21 protein-coding genes are annotated in these 19,321 nt (G+C 35.9%); all 21 read left to right on the top strand.

Translation table 11 applies throughout. The features are described from left to right. The first annotated feature begins 68 nt into the window (after positions 1-68). The 21 genes from AB8P06_RS14210 (at position 69) to AB8P06_RS14310 (ending at position 19,259) form a co-directional block, all read left to right on the top strand. Positions 69-563 (top strand): F0F1 ATP synthase subunit B, encoded by a 495-nt coding sequence (locus AB8P06_RS14210; RefSeq protein ID WP_007844728.1) that lies wholly within the window; start codon positions 69-71, stop codon positions 561-563. 2 nt (positions 564-565) lie between these two features. Continuing rightward, on the top strand, positions 566-1,105 hold the full coding sequence (atpH, locus tag AB8P06_RS14215; RefSeq protein ID WP_369842724.1) for an ATP synthase F1 subunit delta: 540 nt from the start codon (positions 566-568) through the stop codon (positions 1,103-1,105). 18 nt (positions 1,106-1,123) lie between these two features. Continuing rightward, a complete protein-coding gene (atpA, locus tag AB8P06_RS14220; RefSeq protein ID WP_369842726.1) occupies positions 1,124-2,701 on the top strand; it encodes a F0F1 ATP synthase subunit alpha in 1,578 nt (525 codons plus the stop codon). 68 nt (positions 2,702-2,769) lie between these two features. Next, entirely contained in the window at positions 2,770-3,633 is an 864-nt protein-coding gene (atpG, locus tag AB8P06_RS14225) for an ATP synthase F1 subunit gamma (protein WP_369842728.1), read from the top strand. 102 nt (positions 3,634-3,735) lie between these two features. Next, complete coding sequence (locus tag AB8P06_RS14230) at positions 3,736-5,091, top strand: hemolysin family protein (protein ID WP_369842730.1); 1,356 nt, start codon at positions 3,736-3,738, stop codon at positions 5,089-5,091. A 10-nt stretch (positions 5,092-5,101) separates the two neighbouring features. Beyond that, a complete protein-coding gene (locus tag AB8P06_RS14235) occupies positions 5,102-5,407 on the top strand; it encodes an ATP-dependent Clp protease adaptor ClpS (protein WP_369842732.1) in 306 nt (101 codons plus the stop codon). Between the two features lie 120 nt (positions 5,408-5,527). After that, positions 5,528-7,372, top strand: coding sequence for a T9SS type A sorting domain-containing protein (locus AB8P06_RS14240; RefSeq protein WP_369842734.1), 1,845 nt, complete (start codon positions 5,528-5,530; stop codon positions 7,370-7,372). A gap of 131 nt (positions 7,373-7,503) precedes the next feature. Further along, positions 7,504-8,118 carry a uridine kinase gene (gene udk / locus AB8P06_RS14245; RefSeq protein WP_369842736.1) on the top strand — a complete coding sequence of 205 codons (615 nt, stop codon included), beginning with the start codon at positions 7,504-7,506 and terminating at the stop codon, positions 8,116-8,118. 1 nt (position 8,119) lies between these two features. Continuing rightward, the gene (locus AB8P06_RS14250) at positions 8,120-8,473 is read left to right on the top strand and encodes an FtsB family cell division protein (RefSeq protein ID WP_369842738.1); all 354 of its coding nucleotides are present in this window, start codon (positions 8,120-8,122) and stop codon (positions 8,471-8,473) included. A gap of 112 nt (positions 8,474-8,585) precedes the next feature. Beyond that, a complete protein-coding gene (locus tag AB8P06_RS14255; protein WP_369842739.1) occupies positions 8,586-9,749 on the top strand; it encodes a methylmalonyl-CoA mutase family protein in 1,164 nt (387 codons plus the stop codon). Positions 9,750-9,756: 7 nt separating this feature from the next. Beyond that, positions 9,757-10,206 (top strand): hypothetical protein, encoded by a 450-nt coding sequence (locus tag AB8P06_RS14260; protein ID WP_369842740.1) that lies wholly within the window; start codon positions 9,757-9,759, stop codon positions 10,204-10,206. Between the two features lie 9 nt (positions 10,207-10,215). Next, on the top strand, positions 10,216-10,656 hold the full coding sequence (locus AB8P06_RS14265) for a DinB family protein (protein ID WP_369842742.1): 441 nt from the start codon (positions 10,216-10,218) through the stop codon (positions 10,654-10,656). 128 nt (positions 10,657-10,784) lie between these two features. Continuing rightward, entirely contained in the window at positions 10,785-10,991 is a 207-nt protein-coding gene (locus AB8P06_RS14270; protein ID WP_369842744.1) for a GxxExxY protein, read from the top strand. A 97-nt stretch (positions 10,992-11,088) separates the two neighbouring features. Continuing rightward, entirely contained in the window at positions 11,089-12,237 is a 1,149-nt protein-coding gene (locus AB8P06_RS14275) for a class I SAM-dependent methyltransferase (protein ID WP_369842746.1), read from the top strand. A 55-nt stretch (positions 12,238-12,292) separates the two neighbouring features. Then, a complete protein-coding gene (locus AB8P06_RS14280) occupies positions 12,293-12,571 on the top strand; it encodes a hypothetical protein (protein ID WP_369842748.1) in 279 nt (92 codons plus the stop codon). 152 nt (positions 12,572-12,723) lie between these two features. Beyond that, positions 12,724-14,103 (top strand): dipeptidase, encoded by a 1,380-nt coding sequence (locus AB8P06_RS14285; RefSeq protein ID WP_369842749.1) that lies wholly within the window; start codon positions 12,724-12,726, stop codon positions 14,101-14,103. A gap of 111 nt (positions 14,104-14,214) precedes the next feature. Then, positions 14,215-15,087 carry a T9SS type A sorting domain-containing protein gene (locus AB8P06_RS14290; RefSeq protein WP_369842751.1) on the top strand — a complete coding sequence of 291 codons (873 nt, stop codon included), beginning with the start codon at positions 14,215-14,217 and terminating at the stop codon, positions 15,085-15,087. 75 nt (positions 15,088-15,162) lie between these two features. Continuing rightward, entirely contained in the window at positions 15,163-15,867 is a 705-nt protein-coding gene (locus AB8P06_RS14295; RefSeq protein ID WP_369842753.1) for an SDR family oxidoreductase, read from the top strand. 348 nt (positions 15,868-16,215) lie between these two features. Next, the gene (locus tag AB8P06_RS14300) at positions 16,216-17,223 is read left to right on the top strand and encodes a T9SS type A sorting domain-containing protein (RefSeq protein WP_369842755.1); all 1,008 of its coding nucleotides are present in this window, start codon (positions 16,216-16,218) and stop codon (positions 17,221-17,223) included. Positions 17,224-17,465: 242 nt separating this feature from the next. Continuing rightward, positions 17,466-18,212, top strand: a complete 747-nt coding sequence (locus AB8P06_RS14305; protein ID WP_007844777.1) for an electron transfer flavoprotein subunit beta/FixA family protein — start codon at positions 17,466-17,468, stop codon at positions 18,210-18,212. Positions 18,213-18,311: 99 nt separating this feature from the next. After that, positions 18,312-19,259: an electron transfer flavoprotein subunit alpha/FixB family protein gene (locus AB8P06_RS14310; protein ID WP_369842757.1), complete on the top strand. Its 948-nt coding sequence runs from the start codon at positions 18,312-18,314 to the stop codon at positions 19,257-19,259. The last annotated feature ends 62 nt before the right edge of the window (positions 19,260-19,321 follow it).

Genomic DNA, 19,321 nt, shown 5'->3' on the forward strand with positions numbered 1-19,321 from the left:
CGGTTGGCTGCTGCTAAGAATTTTAAAACAATCCATAAAATTACACCTTAAAAAAAGAATTTACAGATATGGGAATTATTGAACCTGGAATTGGACTTTTGTTTTGGATGACTCTTACTTTTGTTATCCTGTTGTTTCTTTTAGCAAAATTCGCTTGGAAACCAATTGTAAATGCAGTGAATGACAGAGAAACTTCTATCGTTGATGCATTGAATCAAGCTAAATTGGCTAAAAAAGAAATGGAAGATCTTAAAGCTGACAACGAAAGAATCATTCGTGAAGCTAAAATCGAAAGAGATGCTATTCTGAAAGAAGCAAGAGAAATTAAAGACAGAATCGTAGGAGAGGCTAAAGATGTTGCTAAGACAGAAGCCGACAAATTAATCGAATCTGCAAAACAAACAATCGAATCTGAGAAAAATGCTGCCATGGCAGACATCAAAACTCAAATCGGTGCTTTATCTGTAAACATTGCAGAATCTATTCTAAAGCAAAAATTAGAAAACAACGAAGCTCAGAACGAGTTGGTTCAAAATTATTTAAACAAATCTAATCTTAACTAAGAATGCTTACATCTAAAGTAGCTAAAAGATACGCACAAGGTTTACTGGATTTTACAAATGAATCCGGCCAAACAGCTACTGTATTTTCTGAAATGAAAGATGTGGTAAAGATTATGTCTGAATCAAAAGATTTAAACAAATTTTTCCTTACACCCTACATTGATTCTAAAAAGAAAATAGAAGTAGCAAAAGAGATTTTTAAAGGTTTATCGGTTTCTTCTCAGAATTTAATCACTTTGGTGATCAAGCAGGGCCGTGAAAACCAACTGAGAAATATTGCTCAGGAATTTATCAATAAAGTGGAAGATATCAACGGAGTACAGAGAATAACTCTTACAACGGCGACACAGCTTTCAAATTCAAATATTGAAGAGATCCTGAAATCTACAAACCTGGTAAACGGTAACTCAAACTTCGATTTGAAAGTCAATGTAAACCCTGCTATTTTAGGAGGATACATCTTAAGAGTAGGAGACCAGCAGGTAGATGCATCTGTGAAAAGTAAACTTAATCAGGTTAAAAAAGATTTTCAATTAAATTAAGACAAAAACAACCATACAATGGCAGAAATAAATCCGGCAGAAGTATCTGCGATCTTAAAACAACAATTGGCCAACTTCGACACTCAATCCAACGTTGAGGAAGTAGGTACAGTTTTAACCATCGGTGATGGTATTGCTCGTGTATACGGGTTAGAAAACGTACAATACGGAGAGTTGGTGAAATTTTCTAGTGATGTAGAAGGTATTGTACTTAACCTTGAAGAAGACAACGTGGGTGTTGCTCTTTTAGGAGAAAGTAAATTAGTAAAAGAAGGTGATACCGTAAGAAGAACAAACAGAATCTCTTCTATCAAAGTAGGAGAAGGTATGCTTGGAAGAGTAGTAGATACTCTTGGTAACCCTATCGATGGTAAAGGTCCTATTACCGGGGATTTATACGAAATGCCATTGGAAAGAAAAGCTCCCGGAGTTATCTACAGACAGCCGGTAACTGAGCCTTTACAAACAGGTATCGTAGCGATTGACTCTATGATCCCTGTAGGAAGAGGACAAAGAGAGCTTATCATTGGTGACAGACAGACTGGTAAAACTACTGTTGCGATTGATACGATCATCAACCAAAAAGAATTTTTTGACGCAGGGAAACCTGTATATTGTATATATGTTGCTATCGGACAGAAAGCTTCTACAGTAGCTCAAATCGTTAAAACTCTTTCTGATAAAGGAGCTTTGGCATATACTGTAATTGTTGCTGCTAATGCATCAGATCCGGTTCCAATGCAGGTATACTCTGCAATGGCTGGAGCATCTATCGGTGAGTTCTTCAGAGACTCTGGTAGACCGGCATTGATCGTTTATGATGATTTATCCAAACAAGCGGTTGCTTACCGTGAGCTTTCCCTTCTATTAAGAAGACCACCGGGCCGTGAAGCATATCCTGGAGACGTTTTCTATCTTCACTCAAGATTATTGGAAAGAGCTGCAAAAGTAATTGCTGATGACAATATCGCGAGCCAGATGAACGACTTACCTGAATCTCTTAAGCCAATCGTAAAAGGTGGTGGTTCTTTAACTGCACTTCCGATTATCGAAACTCAGGCTGGTGACGTTTCTGCGTATATTCCAACTAACGTAATCTCTATTACAGACGGACAGATCTTCCTGGAGTCTGACTTGTTCAACTCAGGGGTTCGTCCTGCAATCAACGTAGGGATCTCTGTATCCAGAGTTGGAGGTAACGCTCAGATCAAATCAATGAAGAAAGTTTCCGGTACATTAAAATTAGACCAGGCTCAATATAAAGAATTGGAAGCGTTTGCTAAATTCGGTTCAGACCTTGATGCTTCTACGTTAGCTGTAATCTCTAAAGGAGAAAGAAACGTGGAAATCCTTAAGCAGCCGGTAAACTCTCCACTTCCTGTAGACAGCCAGGTAGCTATGATCTATGCCGGAACTGAGAACTTACTTAGAAATGTTCCTATCAGAAAAGTAAAAGAATTCCAGATTGAATATATCGCTTTCTTAAGATCTAAGCACCCTGAAACAATGGCTGCGATCAAAGCTGGGAAAATCGATAATGATATTACAGACGTTCTTAAGCAGGCAGCTAACGATTTAGCTTCTAAATATAATTAAAAATTCAATGTTTAAGGTTTGAAATTCAATGTTTTAAACCTTAAACCTTAAACTTTGAACTCAAATTAATGGCAAACTTAAAAGAAATACGAGGAAGGATCACTTCAATTTCATCTACGATGCAAATCACACGTGCTATGAAAATGGTTTCCGCTGCGAAACTTAAAAAAGCACAGGATGCTATTGTGATGTTAAGACCTTATTCTGAAAAACTACAAGAAATCATCCAGAATGTAAATTCTAGTTCAGATCCTGATCAGGTTTCCGTGTATGCTCAGAAAAGAGAGGTTAAAAGAATACTTTTCATCGCTGTAACTTCAAACAGAGGTCTTGCAGGTGCCTTTAACTCATCCATCGTAAAAGAGCTTAATACCCAGTTTCAGAATAATTCTCAATACGAGATTGAAGTTCTTACCATCGGTAAAAAAGCTTACGATGCCGTAAGAAGAAGCCGTGCCGTGTATGCAAATGCAAGTGCCGTTTATGATAATTTAAACTTTGATGCGGTTTCTCACTCTACAGAAGCTGTAATGAATAGCTTTAAAGAAGGTAAATTTGATGAAGTTTATATCATTTATAACAAATTCATCAATGCTGCTACCCAAGAAGTGACCAAAGAACAGTTACTTCCTATCGTGATGCCTGAAACAACAGAGCCTCAGGTAGAAACAGATTATATCTTTGAACCGAACAAAAATGAAATTTTGGATAATTTAATTCCGAAATCTATCAAAACTCAGGTTTTCAAAGCTGTTTTAGATTCAGTAGCATCTGAGCACGGAGCAAGGATGACAGCAATGCACAAAGCAACAGACAATGCCCAGGCTTTGAAGAACGATTTAGTAATCTTCTACAACAAAGCAAGACAGGCTGCCATTACAAACGAAATCTTAGAGATCGTTTCCGGAGCAGAAGCTTTGAAAAATTCTTAAAGAATTATTTTAACACAATATTAAAGCATCGGGTATCTCGATGCTTTTTTTGTTATTTTTATTTTGTATATCTTTGTAAAAATAAATTTTATAATTTTCTAAATGGACTCGGACATAGTCAGGCTTTTGCTAGCCTTGTTTCTTGTATTACTTAATGGCTTTTTCGTAGCCGCAGAATTTTCAATTGTTAAAGTTCGTTACTCACAAATCCAGCTAAAAGCCGCAGAAGGAAACTCTATGGCAAAACAGGCAGAGCACATTATCAAGCATCTTGATGAGTATTTATCTGCTACACAGCTTGGTATTACATTGGCATCCCTTGCATTAGGTTGGGTGGGTGAAAGTGCTTTGCACCACGTGGTTGAAAGTATTTTTCATTCTTTGAACATAGATTTCACTCAAACAACGATTACCACTATTTCAGTGGTGACAAGTTTTGTACTGATTACCGTGATGCACATCGTATTTGGAGAGCTTATCCCTAAATCAATAGCAATCAGGAAATCAGAAGCGACTACAATGGCTACAGCAGTTCCATTGAGAGTTTTTTACACGGTTTTCAAACCATTTATCTGGTTGATGAACCTGATGTCAAACACATTCCTGAGATTGATAAAAATACATCCGGCCTCAGAACAGGAAATTCACTCTACAGAAGAGCTTCAGTTGCTGGTAAAGCAGAGTGCGGATAGTGGAGAAATTGAAGAAGAGAACTATGAGATCATCAAAAATGCGTTTGATTTTACAGATCATTCCGCAAAGCAGATCATGGTTCCTCGACAGAATATCACTTCAATAGACTTTGAAGAAGATATCAATGAGATTATCAATATGATCATGGAAAGCGGTTATTCCCGTATTCCGGTTTATATCAATTCCATAGATAACATTATCGGTATTTTTTATACCAAAGAAATTATCAGGGAATATATCAAAGGAAAAGGTGAGCTTAACCATGATGATCTTAAAGATTTGATGCGTGATGCATTCTTTGTGGTTGGAAGCAAGAAGATCTCAGACTTATTGAAAATTTTCCAGCAGAAAAAACAGCATCTTGCGATTGTTATTGATGAATTCGGAGGTACTGAAGGAATCATTACCCTGGAAGATATTCTGGAAGAGCTGGTAGGGGAAATTCAGGATGAAGAGGATGATGAAGACAAACTGGTAGATAAAATAGCAGATAATACCTATTGGGTTCAGGCAACACAGCCGCTTGATGAGATCAATGAACATCTACCCAAGAAATTGCCGCTTTCAGAAGAAAGTGAATACAATTCATTAGCAGGTTTTATTCTTCACGAACTTGAAGATATCCCGGAAGAAAACCAGGAGTTTGATCTGGAAAATTATCATTTCAAGATTTTGAAAATGAATAATAAAAGCGTTGAGCTGGTAGAATTAGTCTATGAAGGGCCAAATATCATTAATGATCTGACAGACAAATTAGAAATCTAAACCAAGTAAAATGATTTTTTATAACAGTATAAAAGATTACGAAAATCCGAAACGTCAGTATGAAGAAGAAGTGCTTGTTTTGGATGATACTGATGATGTTTATAAACTAATCTTACATAATGATGATATTCATACGTTCGATTATGTAATTGATTCTTTGATCGAAATTTGTAAACATACCTTAGAACAGGCTGAGCAATGTACAATACTGGTACATTATAAAGGTAAATGCACCGTAAAAACAGGTTCAATGGATCTTTTGAAACCGATGCATGAAAAATTAATCTCAAGAGAATTAACAAGCGAAATAATTTAATAAAATCCTAACTTATTGTTAGGGTTTTTTATTGTTTTATATTTTTTATCTCATGTGTGTGAAAAATAAATGATATTTCAATAATGTTTTTTAAATTAGCAGCAATTATAAAAAACCTATATGAAATTTAAAATTAACTCGTTAATTCTGGGCTGTATATTATCCTGTTCAGGTTTATCAGCTCAGGAATCATCATTTGAAACTTCTGCAAAAAAATGGATGAATGAAAACTCCAGAAATTTAGGAATTCAAAATTTCACCCAACTTAAATTAAACTTTGTAAAAAAAGGAAATTCCGGAGAAACACTGCGTTTTCAGCAGATGATTAAAGAAGTACCGGTTTTCCAGTCCGAAATTGTATTACACTTCAATAAGGAAGGAAAAATTACCTATACTTCCACTGAAAGCTTTAAAAGAAATGTAACAGAAATAAACACCATACCTTCTGTTCAGGCATCTGAAGCGCTTCAAAAAGCCCATATGGCCTCAAAAACGAAGGGCAGGGTAACTCTTGAAGAAACCGGGCTGTTTGTTTATCTTACAGAATCAGGAGAAACAAAGCTGGTGTACAGAGTTCGTACAAACTCTCATGACCATCCGGGAAGCTGGGAAACCATTGTAGATGCACAAAACGGAAATATAATCAGTGTGAAGGATGTTGCATTGTATCATCACGATAACAATGACGATCCAAAACCTAAGAAAAAAAATACAGGGACAGCAACCGGCAATAAGAAAACACCTGTAGCCGGCTCCGGATATATTTTCAACCCCGATCCGCTTTCCAAGATGCAGGCAACTTACGGAGGTCAGTATGTGGACGGAAATGATGCTACCAATGCGAGCTTGGATGCAGCAAGAACTTTGGTTACCATTCCTGAACTGGATCTGACGGCAGGAGTATATAAGTTAAAAGGTTCTTACGCAGAAATTAAAGAACTGGAAACTCCTTCTACAGGACTTTTCACCCAGGCTACCAATCAGTTTTTATTTAACAGAAATGATCAGGGATTTGAAGCGGTAAATGTGTATTGGCATGTAGATAACAGCTTACGCTATATCAATGAAACATTAAACATTTTATGTAAACCATTAACCAATGAAGGAATTTTATGGTTTGATCCGCACGGAGTAGACGGAGATGATAATTCTTATTACAATGATGGAATGCTGGTCTTTGGAGAAGGCTGTGTAGATGATGCTGAGGATGCTGACGTTATTTTGCATGAATTAGGACATGGAATACACGATTGGCTAACCAACGGGAATCTATCCCAGGTTCAGGGGCTAAGCGAAGGATGTGGGGACTATTGGGCCCAGTCATACAGCAGAAGTTTAAATCAATGGCCTTCATCGGCTCCACAATACAACTGGATGTTCAGCTGGGACGGGCATAATCCATGTTGGGCAGGAAGAGTTACCAATTACACGGTTTTATATCCCGGAAGTGGTCCTATTCATACAAGAGGACAGATATGGGCATCTGCATTGATGAGAATTTATGATCAGATCGGAAAAGAAAAAACAGACCGGGCTTTCCTTGAAGGATTATCAATGACCGGTTCAGCTACAACCCAACAGGATGCGGCAATTGCCGTAAGACAGGCTGCTATCGATATGATAGGACAATTTGGGTTCACTTGCAGTGATGTAAGCATAATGACGCAGGAATTTACGGCAGCAGGCTATACTTTACCGGCTTATAACTGCTTGCTGAGTACAGATGATGTTTCTAAAAAAGAAAACATTGCCATCTATCCGAATCCGGTTGCTGATGCTTTACATATTTCCCTTAAAACAGGAAAAGAAGAAAAAGTGGAAATCTATAACATGGAAGGCAGAAAAGTTTTGGAAACCAGTGTTGTTAATGGTAAAAATACAATAAATGTTTCCGGTCTTCAGACAGGAGATTATATTTTAAACATAAAAGGAATAAATTTGTCAACTAAATTTATTAAGAAATAAAACTTAAAACAAAACTAAAATCCGGTGTGAATAGCATCGGATTTTTTATTAAATAAATTCACTACTCATTATTTTATTTGCATTCAACTAAAATAGTATATTTGTAAAAACTATATAGAAACTAAAAAATAATGCTTGTAATAGGAATTGCAGGAGGTACAGGGTCCGGCAAAACTACAGTTGTTGATAAGATACTTCAGCAGCTTGATATCGAAGGAATGAACATCCTTTCTCAGGATAATTATTATCACGATAATCAAAATCTGACATTAACGGAACGGGAAGCTTTAAATTATGATCATCCCAAGTCTATAGATTTTGAATTGATGTTGAAACATGTAAAAGCTTTAAAAAACAACGAGCCTATTGAACAGCCGATTTACAGCTTTGTTACTCATTCCCGAACCGGAGACCACGTTACTGTAGAACCTAAAAATGTATTGGTAGTAGAAGGTATTTTGGTACTGACGAATAAAGAATTACTTAAAGAATTTGATCTGAAGGTTTTCGTTCATGCAGATTCTGACGAAAGACTAATCAGGAGGATCAGGAGAGATACACAGGAGAGAGGAAGAGACCTGGGTGAAGTATTACACCGTTACCAAACCACTTTGAAGCCGATGCATCAGGAATTTATAGAGCCGTCTAAAAATGAAGCGGATCTTATCATCCCTAACATGAAACAAAATTCCGTTGCGATTGATTTTTTAACTACCGTTATTAAAAACTCGTTGAGAAAACACTAAAATGGCAAACAAACTCATTAAAGACATCCAGCCAAAGTCTGAAACATTCAAACTTATTCAGAAATATGTTTTGAATAAATATACCATTACCATCTGTATGTTTCTGGTCTGGATGATTTTCTTTGATAAAACCTCCTTTCTGGTAATCAATGAACTGAATGGCGAAATCAGTAAATATGAAGAGCAGTTGCAGTATTATAAAAAAGAATACGAAAAGAACGATGCTTTCTATAAAAAACTGATGAACAATAAATCTGAAAAAGAAAAATACGCCAGAGAAAACTACTTTATGAAAAAGCCGGATGAAGAAATCTTTATTCTGGTAGTAGACAGCTCAAATATTGCTAAAAAATAATAAAAGTCAATTGTTAATTTTGCTTTGCAACTGAATGGTCAGATTAAAAAATTGACAGCGAAGTTAATTCACTATTGATCATTCACATAATAATCCTATACCTTTCAACTCAATGTCAAATACAGATATACTTCCGGATTGGGAAAATTTAGTAAAAAAACAACTTAAAACAGAAGATATTTACACGATTCTGAAAAAGGAAAATTTAGAAGGAATTGATGTTAAACCTTTCTATAACACCGTGCAGAAACCATTGGCAAACCTGCCGAAAGTTGAAGAAAGTACCCATCTGGTAGCTACCTACCATGAAAGTCTGGAAGAGGACGTTTATGCATTTCTGTTAAATCATAACGTAGAAAACCTTGAGGAGAAAACTATTTTTGTCAATAATAAAGACCTGGCAGAACATATCAGTCCTAAAGATGAAGACCAGTACTTCTCATTAATTGATGTTTTTGACGAAAAGGAAGCTGTAATTAATGACCAGCTGGTTAAAGAACTGCTTGCAAAAGATTTTAAAAGAAACATCTGTGTAGATGTATCCCTGCACCAAAATGCAGGTGCTGCAATCTATCAGCAGTTGGGAATTGCTTTATCAAAAACTAAAGAACTTGTTGAAGCTTACGGGCCGGAAATCTTAAATAAACTGATATTCAGAATAGCCGTTGGAGGAAATTATTTCTTTGAAATGGCTAAAATAAGAGCTTTTAAACTGGTTTTTAATCAGCTTTCAAAAGAATACAACCAGGATGAAATTCCATACATTTTTGCCGAAACCTCTTTAAGAAACAAATCCATTTCAGACCGCGAAAATAATCTTATCAGATCTACACTGGAGCTTGCTTCCGCTATGATCAGTGGTGCTGATGCTGTTTTCAGCAGCAATTATCTTGTTGAGAAGAGTACGGAAAACTCAGAAGAAATATCCTTTAAACAGCAGATTGTTCTGGCATATGAAAGTATTATCAATGTATTTGAAGATGCTTCCAACGGGAGTTATTATGTTGAAGATATTACCCTACAGATAGCAGAAAAATCCTGGGATCTCTTTGTTGAGATTGAAGAAGCGGGAGGCTACCTGGAATTATTAAAACAGGGAGTGGTTCAGAAAAAGATCTATGATCATGCAGTAGAAGAGCAGAAGTGGGTGGAAGAAGGCAAGATAAAGCTGATCGGGGTGAATCTTTATCCAAAACTGGAAGCTAAAAAATCTATTGACGATCTATATAACGAAAAAGAGATCAGGGCTGTCCGTTGGGCAGAAATGTTTGAATAATAATACGATGCGAAAATTTTTATTTTTTCTTTCTGTTCTGTTTTTTGGAATGTGTTTCTCACAAACGGCTGAAAACCTATACGGAAAATGGAGCGGAACAGATTCCGGTAAGAAAGGATCTTTTACCTTTTTTCCTGATGGTTATGCAAATGTTGAACTTGAAGGAATGATTATTGACGGCAGAAACTTTATAATTCCCGGTGGTCCGAACAAAGGCAAAACAGGGCACGTAAAATATACCGTTGATTTTTCCAAAAAGCCTTTTAAATTCAGTTTGATTGCTTCATACAATGACAACAATAACAAAACTGAAGAAAGTAAATTTTTAAATGGGCTTATTGAATTCACCAAAGAAAATGAAATCGTGTTTTTCATGGATTTTGAAAATGAAGGCAGTACAGATATAGATCCATTATCGCCCAATACCATTACCCTTCATAAAGATTCAAACTTATAATTTTGAATAATGAAAGAAAAACTGATTGACTTATTTGAGTATACTTACCACTATAACCGGGAGATGATTAAACTTATTTCCGAAAACAGCTCAAAAGTAGATGAGAAAACAATCAGTTTGATCAATCATACTCTGAATGCCCAACAAATCTGGAATTCAAGGATTTTAGGTGAAAAGACTTTTGAAGTTTGGCAGATTAATCCTTTCGAAGACCTGGATACCATCAATCATCAGAACTTTCTGAAAAGTACAGGAATTGTTGAAAAATCTGATTTTGACCAAAGAATCGAATACCGGAACTCCAGAGGAACAAAATTTGAAAACAGTATTTTCGAGATGCTTTTTCACGCAGTCAATCACTCCACCTATCATAGAGGCCAGATAAATTCCTTATTAAAACAAAACGGTATACAACCTTTATTGACCGATTACATTTTCTATAAAAGATAATTAAACACAAACATCTGTGCAAATCTGTGAAATCAGCGGTCGAATTTAAAAACTATATTTAAGCACCGATTACACGAATTTTCACATATGATTCTGTAAATTTATATCAACACAAAAACACATATTAAATGAAAGAAAATGAGATAAGTTTTTATGTCAGAAAATCAATATTTTCTGTCTATAATGAGTTAGGGCCTGGCTTAATGGAGAAAGTTTATGAAAAAGTTTTAGCACATGAATTGCAAAATAATGGTTTGAAAACCAAAATTCAGGTTCCTATGAATATTAAATTTAAAGATAAAATTAACAGGATTAAAACTGGGAATCCTTGTTAATTTCAATACAGATTATATTGCTAAAAGCATTTTTAGGAAAATAAACGGGATTATTGATTAATAAATAAAATTAAAGCACAAACATCTGTGCAAATCAGTGGAAAATAAAATAGTAAATAAAGACATTCAAAACTATATCAATGCAAATCTGAATACAGACTTACATGCTTTGTTATTGAAAAAATCCCCGTATCCGGAAGTCTCAATGCTGGAAATTGTGCAGCAGATAAAAGGAAAACAGGTAGCACAGAGAAAATTTCCGTTTTTATTGAAAGAAGGAATCATTTTTCCGCCTCAACTCAGTTTAGAACAGTCGTCCTCAGAGAAAACAGCGGTTTATAAATCTGAAATTTTAAAAGGAAAAAAGTTCATAGATCTTACAAGCGGCTTTGGAATTGACGCTTTTTATCTGTCCAGTAATTTTGAACAGATTACTCTGATAGAACAGAACTCAGAGCTTTTGGAAATTGTAGAGCACAATTGGAATGTTCTGGGAAAACGAGCAAAATTTATCAATCAAAAACTGGAGGATTTTCTGAATGGAAATAAAGAAACCTTTGATGTCATCTATTTAGATCCTGCGAGAAGAGATCAGCATAAAAACAAAGTTTTCCTTTTAGAAGATTTGTCCCCCAATATTCTCGAAACCCGGGAAAAATTGCTTTCCATTTCAAAAGAGGTGGTGATAAAACTCTCTCCGTTGATTGATTTGAAATATCTGGTTTCCGTTTTGCCGGGTATTTTCAGAATTGATATTGTTGCTTTGAAAAATGATGTAAAAGAAGTCATTGTATTTTTGAATAACGAAAATTCAGGGAATATCAGCTGCAATTGTGTGAATCTGGAAAGCGGTGAACAGGATTTTACATTCCGGTTTGGGGATGAAGAAAATGCAAAAACAGAATATTCAGAGCCTGAAAGGTTTATTTATATTCCCAATCATACCATTTTAAAAGCAGGGGTTTTTAATTTAATCTCGGAAAAAACGGGTGTGAAAAAGCTTCATCCGAATACCCATATTTATACCTTGAATGAAAAAATAAGCGATTTTCCAGGAAGGATAATTGAAATGGAAGAGGTTGATAGCAAGCAGATTAAAAAGAAAGAACAGTTTAATATTATTTCAAAAAATTACCCTTTAAAACCTGAAGAAATCAAAAAAAAATATGGTCTTAAAGATGGTGGTGAAAAGTATCTTATTTTTACACAATCCAAAAAAGGTAAAATTATTTTAAAATCCATATAAAAATGTTGCCGTAAAATGCAAGATTTCTTAATTTTGGGCAATCAAAAATTTAAGCATGAGAAAATTAATTATATGTTTAGCCATTGCAACTGTAGCCGTAAGCTGTAAAAAAATACAAGCGGGAGGAAATAAGAATACTCTGAAACTTGAAGAAGGAGTAGAAAGATATTCTGACGATGTACAGGGTGGAGGCGAAGCTCACGGTCATGAAGCAGCAGCAGAGCACAAAGAAGAAGCTGCTACTGCAAAACCTGAAGCAGAAGCTCCTAAAACAGACAGTGCTGCCGCTACAAAACCTGCAGAAGCTGAGAAAGCTCCAAAAGCTGAACACTAATTATTAGTAAACAATATAAAAATGTCCTGCAAAATGTAGGACATTTTTTATTTGCAGGTATTAAAGCTGATTGACAGGAATGCTTAAAATCATTCCTTTTTGTTTGTTCCTGCGATCCATTTTTTCTACTTTTAACAAAATAAATTTTTACAATGCAAGAGACATTAAATTACATCAACGAAAACAAACAGCGTTTCGTGGATGAGTTATTTGAATTACTGAGAATTCCTTCTATTTCTGCAGATCCTGCTTATAAAGATGATGTGTTGAAATGTGCAGACGTATGTGCAACACACCTTAAGAATGCAGGAGCAGATAACGTAGAAGTTTGCCAGACCAAAGGATATCCTATTGTGTTTGGAGAAAAAATTTTAGATAGCAATTTACCGACTGTTCTCGTTTACGGTCACTATGATGTACAGCCGGCAGATCCGTTGGAATTATGGAGAAAGCCACCTTTTGAGCCTTATATTGAAAAAACGGAACTTCACCCGGACGGAGCGATTTTTGCGAGAGGTTCTGCAGATGATAAAGGGCAATTCTTTATGCATTTGAAAGCTTTTGAAGCGATGATGAAAACAAATTCGCTTCCTTGTAATGTTAAATTTATTTTAGAAGGTGAAGAAGAAGTAGGATCTGTAAGCTTAGGAGATTTTGTTAATGAAAACAAGGAGAAACTAGCTTGTGATTGTATTTTAATTTCCGATACCCATATTTACAGCAATGAGCAGCCAACGGTAACTACAGGCTTAAGAGGATTAAGCTATGTAGAAGTAGAAGTGGAAGGACCAAACAGGGATTTGCATTCCGGGTTGTATGGCGGTGCTGTTCCGAATCCTATTCACGTGCTTTCAAGAATGATTGCACAACTGATTGATGACGACGGGCATATTACCATTGATGGATTCTACGATAATGTAGACGTAGTTTCTGATGCTGAAAGAGCTGAAATGAATAAGTTGAAAGATAATCCGGAAGAATTTAAAAAATCAATCGGATTAAGCAATGTAGAAGGGGAGAAAGGCTATACAACACTGGAAAGAACATCAATCCGTCCTACATTGGATTGTAATGGAATTTGGGGTGGTTACACAGGTGAAGGTGCTAAAACGGTGATTCCTTCCAAAGCTTCTGCCAAAATTTCAATGCGTTTGGTTCCTTACCAGACTCCTGAAGAAATTACAGAAAAGTTCACTAAATATTTTGAGAAAATAGCTCCCGATACGGTAAAAGTAAAGGTTACGCCACATCACGGCGGAATGCCTTATGTATTACCGACAGATACAAAAGAGTTTTCAGCGGCTAAACAGGCTATGGAAACAGCGTTTAATAAAGAAGTCCTTCCTTACAGAGGCGGAGGCAGTATTCCGATTACAGCGATGTTTGAAAAAGTACTGGGAGCCAAATCAGTATTAATGGGCTTTGGCTTAGACTCTGACGCAATACATTCTCCTAACGAACACTACGGATTGTTCAATTTTTATAAAGGAATAGAGAGTATTCCCTTGTTTTTCGAAAACTATTCAAAATAGTAAATACCAATCCTTAAGTGAAAAATCTTAAGGATTTTTTATTTTTTTATGATTATTTTTTTTATTTCAAATAAAATTTTAAATTTACATTGTTAACAAAAAAATAATATCATGAGAAAAATTTTTACATCTTTAGCTGTTGCACTAGTAGCCGGTACAGGCTTTGCACAGGTAATAAGTCAGAACGCAACACCTAATACTGTATCAGCAACGGGATCTGTAGCATGTGGTAACTCAGCACAAGGTTACACTGCGGATAATTCATACTACAGAGTATTTAAATTATCTGATTATGGGATCAACTACAATTATAATGTTACCAACATTGCATTTGGAGTACAAACGGCTAACACAACTTTTCCGGTAGAAGTTAATTTATATACTTTTGTTGGAACATTCCCAACGGGTACACCTACGCTTCTTGGAACTGCAAATGTAACAGTAGCTCCGGCAAATGTTGGTTTAATGGTAAATACCGGAACTACTTTGAATAAAGTTGTTCCTGCAGGTTCTACTTTTGTCGTTGAGGTATTCCATGATGGTTCTACTGCCACTCCGGTACAGTCTTTCTATATGGGAACTAACCCGGGCGCTCAGACAGGACCTTCTTATTTATCATCAGAAACATGTGGTATCCTTACTCCAATTGCTACGGGAACAGGAGCTTTAGCTGCATTTGGTGCAGCAAGATGGGTAATGACGGTTACCGGTCAAAACGTTTTAGGGGTTACGGAAGTAATCAATTCAAGAGATTTACAGATTTTCCCAAATCCTGTTAAAGATGTTTTGAGATTCAAGTTCAGCAACGGATTAAAATCTGAATCAATAGAGATTTATGACATGAATGGTAGAGTGGTAACTTCAATCAGCAATAACAAAAATGTTAATGAAGTTAATATGTCAAGCTTTACAAAAGGAAATTACATCTTAAAAGTTAAAGCTAGCGATGAGAAAGTGTATATTCAAAAAATCATCAAAGAATAATACGGATAAATCTTAGCACATATAAACGCTCCAATTGGAGCGTTTTTTTTATTTTAGAATATTAAAAATATAGTTATGTTGGAAAATAAAGTAGCTTATATAACAGGTGGAACCAAAGGTATTGGTTTCGGGATTGCAAAAATTCTGCTTGAAAATGGAATTTCTGTCGCGTTTTCAGGAAGAAAAAAAGAAGATGTAATGGAAGCTGAGAAAGTTTTACAACAGTATTCGGAACATGTTTTAGGAATTGTATCTGATGTAAGAAACCTGGAAAGCGAAGAGGAAGCCGTAAAATATACAGTAGAGAAATTCGGAAAAGTAGATTTCGTAATCGCCAATGCAGGATTGGGGATATTTAAGCCTGTAGACGAGTTATCCGCAGAGGAATGGAATGCTATGATTGAAACGAATTTAACCGGTGTTTTTTATACTTTAAAAGCATCACTGGATGAATTAAAGAAGTCAGAAGGATATTATATTACCATTTCCAGCTTAGCCGGTGCTAATTTCTTTGAAAAGGGTACAGGTTACAATGCATCAAAATTCGGTGTTGTAGGCTTTACGCAGGCAGCAATGATTGATTTAAGAAAATACAATATCAAGTCAACAGTGATTATGCCGGGGTCAGTAGCTTCAAATTTCAACGGAAATGTGGTCTCTGAAAAGGATGAGTGGAAAATCCAGCCGGAAGATATGGGAAATCTGGTCTTGGATATTTTAAAAATGAATCCGAGGGTTTTACCAAGTAAGATAGAGTTTAGGGCGACTAAACCTGCATGATCAAAAGATATATTATTTCTCTTTATTGAGAATTATTTAAAATGAATTAAAAATAATCATTTTAAAAGCGATAACATCAAATTATAGAATATTCACATTTTAATGAATTGATAACGAGTTTGATACATTTTGCTTGTCTCAAACTTTTTATAAAAAATTCAGGCCATTTTATAAGATATTGATCAAAAAGGCTTTTTTTATTCAACATTTGAGTAACATTATATTATAATTTTTCACTTCTCAGGCAACGATTTTTAATTCTTGCAGTCATATAAATAGAAATTGACTCGTAGAAAAAATTTAACCAGGAAATGGAAAAAATATATAATATCAAATTCTAAATATGTTATGAAAAAAGCTTTATCAAATGCAGCATTTTTATTTGTTTTATTCAACACAATAAATGCACAGACTTTACAAAATGATAATTTTAATTCCTATACGATAGGAAACGTAGGAACGGACATCACCTCAACAACACCCGGACAAGGTGGATTTTACACGCTTTTTACCGGCGGGGCTAATTCAGATGCACAGATTGTAAATGTAGATGCTTCTCATGGCAACTCATTGCAGCTTACCGGAAGTGCCACGGCAACAGGACAAAAATATATGTGGAAGGATGGACTCGTTGCAGCATGGGCTGCAAGAACTCCGGGAAACAATATCATCAAATTAAATTTTAATTTATATACCGGAAGCGTTACGGGTGGTGTTGGTCGAGGAGCAGCTATGATTTATGATACAACAACCCATAAAACCCTGGTTGGAATAGGATATAATTATGCAACAAAAAAAATTATAGGTATAGGCCGCTATACAGACAATACAACAGGCCAAACTGCGAATTTTGGGTTTAATTTAGGAGCCACTACATATCCCGCTAATACCTGGATTCCGTTAAGCTGTACATTTGATAAAACCACAGGAGTTGCTACGTGGACAACCCCGGAAAATAGTTACGACGCCGGCCCGGGCTATACACCGGCAGCTGTAGGTGAAGATCCTTTTGAAATGGATTTTGTCTCAGCTGTTGAGGCAGGAAATACAGTGGCTCATATCACCTCTTTTGATGATTACACGCTAATGGCTACCAATACGGCAGTATTAGGAACAAAAGAGGCCGTTGCAGAAGAAAATAGCATTTTAGTGTACCCTAATCCCGCAACCGATTTCATTAATGTAGAATCTAAATTACCCATTACTAAAATTGAAATTTTTGATACAGCGGGAAGAAAGGTAAATGCTGAACTTGATCATGATAAAATAGATGTAAGGAGCCTTATTCCGGGAACTTATATCATTACTATTGAAGCCAAAGGAAGCCAATTTTCCAGGAAATTCATTAAAAAATAATCTGATAATTTTTCTCAATAATAATAAAAAACGCTTTACATTAGAGCGTTTTTATTATTTTTAATGCGCTGAATAACATATTATGCATGCATAATATATTTTTTATTTATATTTACAGAAATTAATCAAACAAAATCTCAGCATAAAGTTGTGTGACATTTTTTTGCGACAAAGGGAAAAATAAATAGTACACATGAAACCTTAGGGTTGCATATGACCAATAAAAAAATTAAGAACAACATATGAAAATATTAGTTTGTATTAGTAGTGTTCCGGATACTACTTCCAAAATTAACTTTACAGCAGATAAATCTGCTTTCGACAAAAACGGGATTCAGTGGGTAATCAACCCGTTAGATGAATTTGCATTGACAAAAGCAGTTAAACTTCAGGAATCTCAGGGAGCTACGGTAACAGTGATCAATGTAGGAGATGCAGGTACAGAACCGGTAATCAGAAAAGCATTGGCTATTGGAGCTAATGATGCGGTAAGAGTAAACCTTGACCCGAAAGACAGCTATTCTACAGCTAAAGAAATTGCTGCTGTTGCTCAGAATGGAGGGTATGACCTTATTCTTTGCGGTAAAGAATCTATTGATTATAACGGTGGTTCTGTTCCGGGAATGGTGGCTCAGTTGCTGAATCAGCCTTTCGTAAATGCATCTGTAGGCTTAGATGTAAACGGAAGTGAAGCTACTGCTGTAAGAGAAATTGAAGGCGGTAAAGAAACAATATCAGTAAAACTTCCTGCTGTAATTGCCGGTCAGAAAGGATTGGTAGATGAAAAAGATTTGATTATCCCGAATATGAGAGGAATTATGTCTGCAAGAACCAAGCCTTTACAAGTGGTAGAGCCTGCTTCTTCAGAAGTGAAAGTTCAGGGTGTTACTTATGACAGTGTTCCGCCGAGAGCTGCAGTAAAAATGGTTTCTCCGGATAACCTGGATGAATTGGTGAGATTACTTCACGAAGAAGCTAAAGTAATCTAATAAAGAGAACGGGTCTCAGATAAGAGGTAATACTTCAGTCTTCACTTTTTAACCTGATGATTCCTAAAACCTAATCACTACAACCTAAAAATTAAAAAAATGGCAGTATTCGTATACGCAGAAAATATAAACGGAGTTTACAAAAAAGCAGCTTTTGAAGCAGTAGCTTACGCGAAAGCAATTGCAGACCAGTCAGGGGACAGCGTTACCGCAATCTCTGTAAACCCTACAGATTCTTCAGATTTATTATACAAATATGGAGCATCAAACGTAATCAATATCAAAGACGAAGGTCTTAAAAGTTTCTCGGCAAAAGCATATGCACAGGCAGTAAATGAAGTGTTTGACGGAAATACTATTGTTTTCCCGCACACTACAGATGCATCTTCAGTAGCTCCGATGTTAGCCATAATGAAGAACTATTCTTTAATTACCAATGCTTTGGCAGCTCCTGAAAGCCTTTCTCCGTTCCAGGTGAAAAGAAAAGCTTTCTCAGGAAAAGGATTTATGCATGCAAAAGCAGAAGGCAACGGCGTAATTGTAACCGTTTCTCAAAATGCTTTCGGTGTTAAAGAAAATGCAGCATCAGGTTCTGAAGAAGTGAAAAACTTATCAGTAGCCAATGAAGATACTAAAGTGATTTCTCATGAGCAAAGCTCAGGAAAATTAGATCTTAAAGAAGCTGAAATCGTAGTTTCTGCAGGTAGAGGGATGAAAGGTCCTGAAAACTGGGGAATGATCGAAGAGTTGGCAAACGTTTTAGGTGCTGCTACAGCTTGTTCCAAACCGGTTTCAGATATCGGTTGGAGACCTCACACAGAACACGTAGGGCAAACCGGTAAAGCGATTTCCCCGAACCTTTATATCGCTGTAGGTATTTCAGGAGCAATCCAGCATTTAGCCGGAGTTAACTCTTCCAAAACAATCGTTGTCATCAATAATGATGCTGAAGCTCCGTTCTTCAAATCAGCAGATTACGGAGTGGTGGGAGATGCTTTCCAGATTATTCCTGCATTAACTGAAAAGATTAAAGCTTTAAAAGGATAAAAATAGCGTCAATTGTGAATTTTGCTATCCAGGTCAATAGTGAATTTTAAGCTTTGACTAAA

The sequence above is a fragment of the Chryseobacterium tongliaonense genome, assembly GCF_041224435.1.
GTDB classification, from domain to species: domain Bacteria; phylum Bacteroidota; class Bacteroidia; order Flavobacteriales; family Weeksellaceae; genus Chryseobacterium; species Chryseobacterium tongliaoense.

Coding starts and splice junctions, on each gene's coding strand:
- AB8P06_RS14210 (WP_007844728.1), top strand. CDS start 69: ATGGGAATTATTGAACCTGGAATTGGACTTTTGTTTTGGATGACTCTT.
- atpH (WP_369842724.1), top strand. CDS start 566: ATGCTTACATCTAAAGTAGCTAAAAGATACGCACAAGGTTTACTGGAT.
- atpA (WP_369842726.1), top strand. CDS start 1,124: ATGGCAGAAATAAATCCGGCAGAAGTATCTGCGATCTTAAAACAACAA.
- atpG (WP_369842728.1), top strand. CDS start 2,770: ATGGCAAACTTAAAAGAAATACGAGGAAGGATCACTTCAATTTCATCT.
- AB8P06_RS14230 (WP_369842730.1), top strand. CDS start 3,736: ATGGACTCGGACATAGTCAGGCTTTTGCTAGCCTTGTTTCTTGTATTA.
- AB8P06_RS14235 (WP_369842732.1), top strand. CDS start 5,102: ATGATTTTTTATAACAGTATAAAAGATTACGAAAATCCGAAACGTCAG.
- AB8P06_RS14240 (WP_369842734.1), top strand. CDS start 5,528: ATGAAATTTAAAATTAACTCGTTAATTCTGGGCTGTATATTATCCTGT.
- udk (WP_369842736.1), top strand. CDS start 7,504: ATGCTTGTAATAGGAATTGCAGGAGGTACAGGGTCCGGCAAAACTACA.
- AB8P06_RS14250 (WP_369842738.1), top strand. CDS start 8,120: ATGGCAAACAAACTCATTAAAGACATCCAGCCAAAGTCTGAAACATTC.
- AB8P06_RS14255 (WP_369842739.1), top strand. CDS start 8,586: ATGTCAAATACAGATATACTTCCGGATTGGGAAAATTTAGTAAAAAAA.
- AB8P06_RS14260 (WP_369842740.1), top strand. CDS start 9,757: ATGCGAAAATTTTTATTTTTTCTTTCTGTTCTGTTTTTTGGAATGTGT.
- AB8P06_RS14265 (WP_369842742.1), top strand. CDS start 10,216: ATGAAAGAAAAACTGATTGACTTATTTGAGTATACTTACCACTATAAC.
- AB8P06_RS14270 (WP_369842744.1), top strand. CDS start 10,785: ATGAAAGAAAATGAGATAAGTTTTTATGTCAGAAAATCAATATTTTCT.
- AB8P06_RS14280 (WP_369842748.1), top strand. CDS start 12,293: ATGAGAAAATTAATTATATGTTTAGCCATTGCAACTGTAGCCGTAAGC.
- AB8P06_RS14285 (WP_369842749.1), top strand. CDS start 12,724: ATGCAAGAGACATTAAATTACATCAACGAAAACAAACAGCGTTTCGTG.
- AB8P06_RS14290 (WP_369842751.1), top strand. CDS start 14,215: ATGAGAAAAATTTTTACATCTTTAGCTGTTGCACTAGTAGCCGGTACA.
- AB8P06_RS14295 (WP_369842753.1), top strand. CDS start 15,163: ATGTTGGAAAATAAAGTAGCTTATATAACAGGTGGAACCAAAGGTATT.
- AB8P06_RS14300 (WP_369842755.1), top strand. CDS start 16,216: ATGAAAAAAGCTTTATCAAATGCAGCATTTTTATTTGTTTTATTCAAC.
- AB8P06_RS14305 (WP_007844777.1), top strand. CDS start 17,466: ATGAAAATATTAGTTTGTATTAGTAGTGTTCCGGATACTACTTCCAAA.
- AB8P06_RS14310 (WP_369842757.1), top strand. CDS start 18,312: ATGGCAGTATTCGTATACGCAGAAAATATAAACGGAGTTTACAAAAAA.